This window comes from Rhodosalinus sp. (assembly GCF_041685465.1).
GTDB lineage: Bacteria > Pseudomonadota > Alphaproteobacteria > Rhodobacterales > Rhodobacteraceae > Rhodosalinus.
This window is the reverse complement of record NZ_JAWLFS010000306.1, coordinates 1-2997: the sequence shown is the minus strand read 5'-3', so window position 1 is coordinate 2997 and position 2997 is coordinate 1. Positions and strand designations below refer to the sequence as shown.

The window sequence follows — 2997 nt, the reverse complement described above, 5'->3', positions numbered from 1 at the left end:
GCGCTCTCCTTCCTCGGCGTCGGCATCCAGCCGCCCACCGCCGACTGGGGCACCATGGTGCGGGAGACCGCGAACCTGATCCAGTTCGCCAGCTTCGACCTGAAGGCCGGGCTCACGCCGCTCCTGCCGGCGGCGGCCATCGCGCTGCTGACCGTGGCGGTCAACTTCGTGGTGGACTGGTTCCTGCACAAGACGAGCGGGCTGCGCGATGACCAGTGACCTTTCCGAAATCCCCGAAACCGGGGCGCGCCCCGCGCCCGGTCCGCAGCGTACGCCGCTGCTCGACATCCGCGGCCTGAAGATCGAGGGCTTCGCCGACGAGAAGTGGAACCCGATCATCAAGGGCGTGGACCTGACCCTGCACAAGGGCGAGGTGCTGGGCCTGATCGGCGAATCGGGCGCGGGCAAATCCACCCTCGGCCTTGCCGCGATGGGCTTCGCGCGCTCGGGCGTGCGCATCTCGGGCGGCTCGGTGACCTTCGACGGCATGGACATGCTCGCGATGCCGGAATGGAAGCGCCGCAAGCTCTGGGGCACGCGCATGACCTATGTCGCGCAGTCCGCGGCGGCCTCCTTCAACCCGGCGCACCGGTTGATCGAACAGACCGTCGCGGCCGCCGTGCGCGAGGGGCTCAAATCCGAATCCGAGGCGATCGCCGACGCGAAGGCGCTCTATGCCCAGCTTCAACTGCCCGACCCCGAGCATATCGGGTGGCGCTATCCCCACCAGGTCTCCGGCGGGCAGCTTCAGCGCGTTATGACGGCGATGGCGATGTCCGGACGCCCCGATCTGATCGTCTTCGACGAGCCCACCACCGCGCTCGACGTGACCACGCAGGTCGAGGTGCTGATGTCCATGCGCAAGATCGTCGAGGAGTTCGACACCGCGGCCATCTACATCACCCACGACCTCGCCGTGGTCGCGCAGATGGCCGACCGCATCAAGGTGCTGCGCCATGGTGCCGAAGTCGAGGAGGCCGAGACGCGCGAGATGCTCGCGCACCCGAAACAGGACTACACCAAAAGCCTCTGGTCCGTCCGCAGCCTGCGCAAACAGGCCGCTCCGTCCGACGACGTGGTCCTGCGGGCGCAGGGAATCGACGCGGCCTACGGCAACAAGGTGCAGGTGCTCCACGACGTGAGCATCGACCTGCCCCGCGGGCGCACCGTGGCGATCGTGGGCGAGAGCGGGTCGGGCAAGTCCACCATGGCGAAGGTCATCACCGGCCTGCTGCCGCCCTCGAGGGGCGAGATCGCCTTCGAGGGCGAGACCCTGCCGCCCCGGCTCAAGGACCGGACGAAGGATCAGCTCCGCCGCATCCAGATGATCTACCAGATGGCCGACACCGCCATGAACCCGCGCCAGACCGTGGGCGAGATCATCGGCCGCCCGCTCGCCTTCTACCACGGGCTGAGGGGCCGCGCGCTGGAGAAACGGGTCGTCGAACTGCTGGAGCAGATCGAGCTCGACGCGGGGTTCTACGACCGGCTGCCCGGCGAGCTTTCCGGCGGGCAGAAGCAGCGCATCTGCATCGCCCGCGCGCTCGCCGCCGAGCCGGAGGTGATCCTCTGCGACGAGGTGACCTCGGCGCTGGACCAGATCGTGCAGGAGGGCATCCTGAAGCTGCTGATGCGCCTGCAGAAGGAAAAGGGCATCGCCTATCTCTTCATCACCCACGACATCGCCACCGTCGAGGCGATCGCGGACGAGATCGTGGTGATGTACCAGGGCCGCGTCGTCGAACAGGGGCTGAAGGACCAGATCCTCTCGCCGCCGCACCCGGACTACACCGAGCTTCTGCTGTCCTCGGTCCCCGAGATGGACCCCGACTGGCTGACGAAGCTGATGGAGAACCGCGGGCTGCGACCCTCCTGACGCCGGCCCCGGCTGTCGAGGCCGTCGCGGAGCGCGCGCCCCGCAAGCAGCGCGTCAGCCCGTGCGGATGATCCAGGGCGCCTCGAACCAGTGCTCCTCGAGGTTCGCGCCCGCCCCGATCCGGTCCACCACCGCGAAGCGGCCCGGGGCCGCGAGCGGCGTGAGCACCCCGTGCCATGTGCCGACAAGGTAATTCACCCCCTGCGCGCCGCTCGTCAGAAACGCCCGCGGCCGCCCCGGCGCCCCGCCCGCGTCGGGCGCCACCACCACCAGGAAGGGATCGGCGCTCATCGGCAGGAAGGCCTGCGCGCCCAACGGATGCCGCTCCATCATCTCGAGCGTGAGCGGCAGGCGCCGCGCCTCCGCCTCGAAAAGGCTGATCCCCGCCCGGCCCTCGCCGAAATCGAGCCGCGCCAGGTCGTGCCAGCGCCCGCAGCGCCCCTGGTTGATCACCTTGTCCGGCGCCCCCGCCGCCTCCAGCACGTCGCCGAAGGGGGCGAAGGCCTCCGCCGTCAGCGGCTCTGCCACGATGTCCCGGCTCACGCGAGCGTCTCCAGCAGCCGAAGCTCCGCGATCCGCTCCACCTGCCGGCAGGCTTCTGCGAACTCCGTCTCCCGGTCCTGCTCCAGCCGCCGCTCGAAGGCCGCAAGGATGCCGGCCTTGTCGTGGTCGCGCACCGCGATAATGAAGGGGAAGCCGAATTTCGCCGTGTAGGCGTCGTTCAGCGCGGTGAAGCGGGCGCGCTCCGCGTCGGTCAGCGCATCCAGCCCCGCGCTCGCCTGCTCCGCTGCGCTCTCGGCCGTCAGCCGCCGCGCCGCCGCGAGCTTGCCGGCAAGGTCGGGATGCGCGCGCAGGACGCCCAGCCGCTCCTCCTCGCTCGCCTCGCGGAAAGCGCGCGCCAGCGCCGCATGCACCCCGCGCGCCGTGTCGTGCGTGGGCCCCAGCTCCATCGCGTGCGCCCGCTCCGCGATCCGGGGCGAATGCTCGAAGACACCGCCGAAGGCCGCGACGAACGCGTCGAGCCCCATCTCCGAGGGCCGCCGCCAATCGACCGGCGGATGCTCCGCCGCCCAGTGCTCCGCGATCGCCAGCCGCGTGGCGAACCAGACGCCCTCGTGCGC

Annotated in this window: 3 protein-coding genes and 1 pseudogene; 2 read left to right on the top strand and 2 right to left on the bottom strand. The window is 70.3% G+C overall.

Annotated features, from left to right (window positions below; genetic code table 11):
- Window positions 1–219: pseudogene (locus tag ACESL7_RS14880) on the top strand (ABC transporter permease); the annotation flags it as partial.
- Window positions 209–1876: an ABC transporter ATP-binding protein gene (locus ACESL7_RS14875; protein ID WP_372894078.1), complete on the top strand. Its 1668-nt coding sequence runs from the start codon at window positions 209–211 to the stop codon at window positions 1874–1876. The pseudogene ACESL7_RS14880 and the gene ACESL7_RS14875, both read left to right, overlap by 11 nt.
- Before the next feature lie 54 nt (window positions 1877–1930).
- Here the strand turns inward: ACESL7_RS14875 and ACESL7_RS14870 are convergent, their stop codons facing one another.
- Together ACESL7_RS14870 and uraD are read right to left on the bottom strand one after the other, a co-directional pair.
- Window positions 1931–2419, bottom strand: coding sequence for an ureidoglycolate lyase (locus tag ACESL7_RS14870; protein ID WP_372894077.1), 489 nt, complete (start codon window positions 2417–2419; stop codon window positions 1931–1933).
- Window positions 2416–2997 (bottom strand): 2-oxo-4-hydroxy-4-carboxy-5-ureidoimidazoline decarboxylase (uraD, locus tag ACESL7_RS14865; protein WP_372894076.1); only part of this gene is annotated, 582 nt, incomplete at its 5' end. The genes uraD and ACESL7_RS14870, both read right to left, overlap by 4 nt.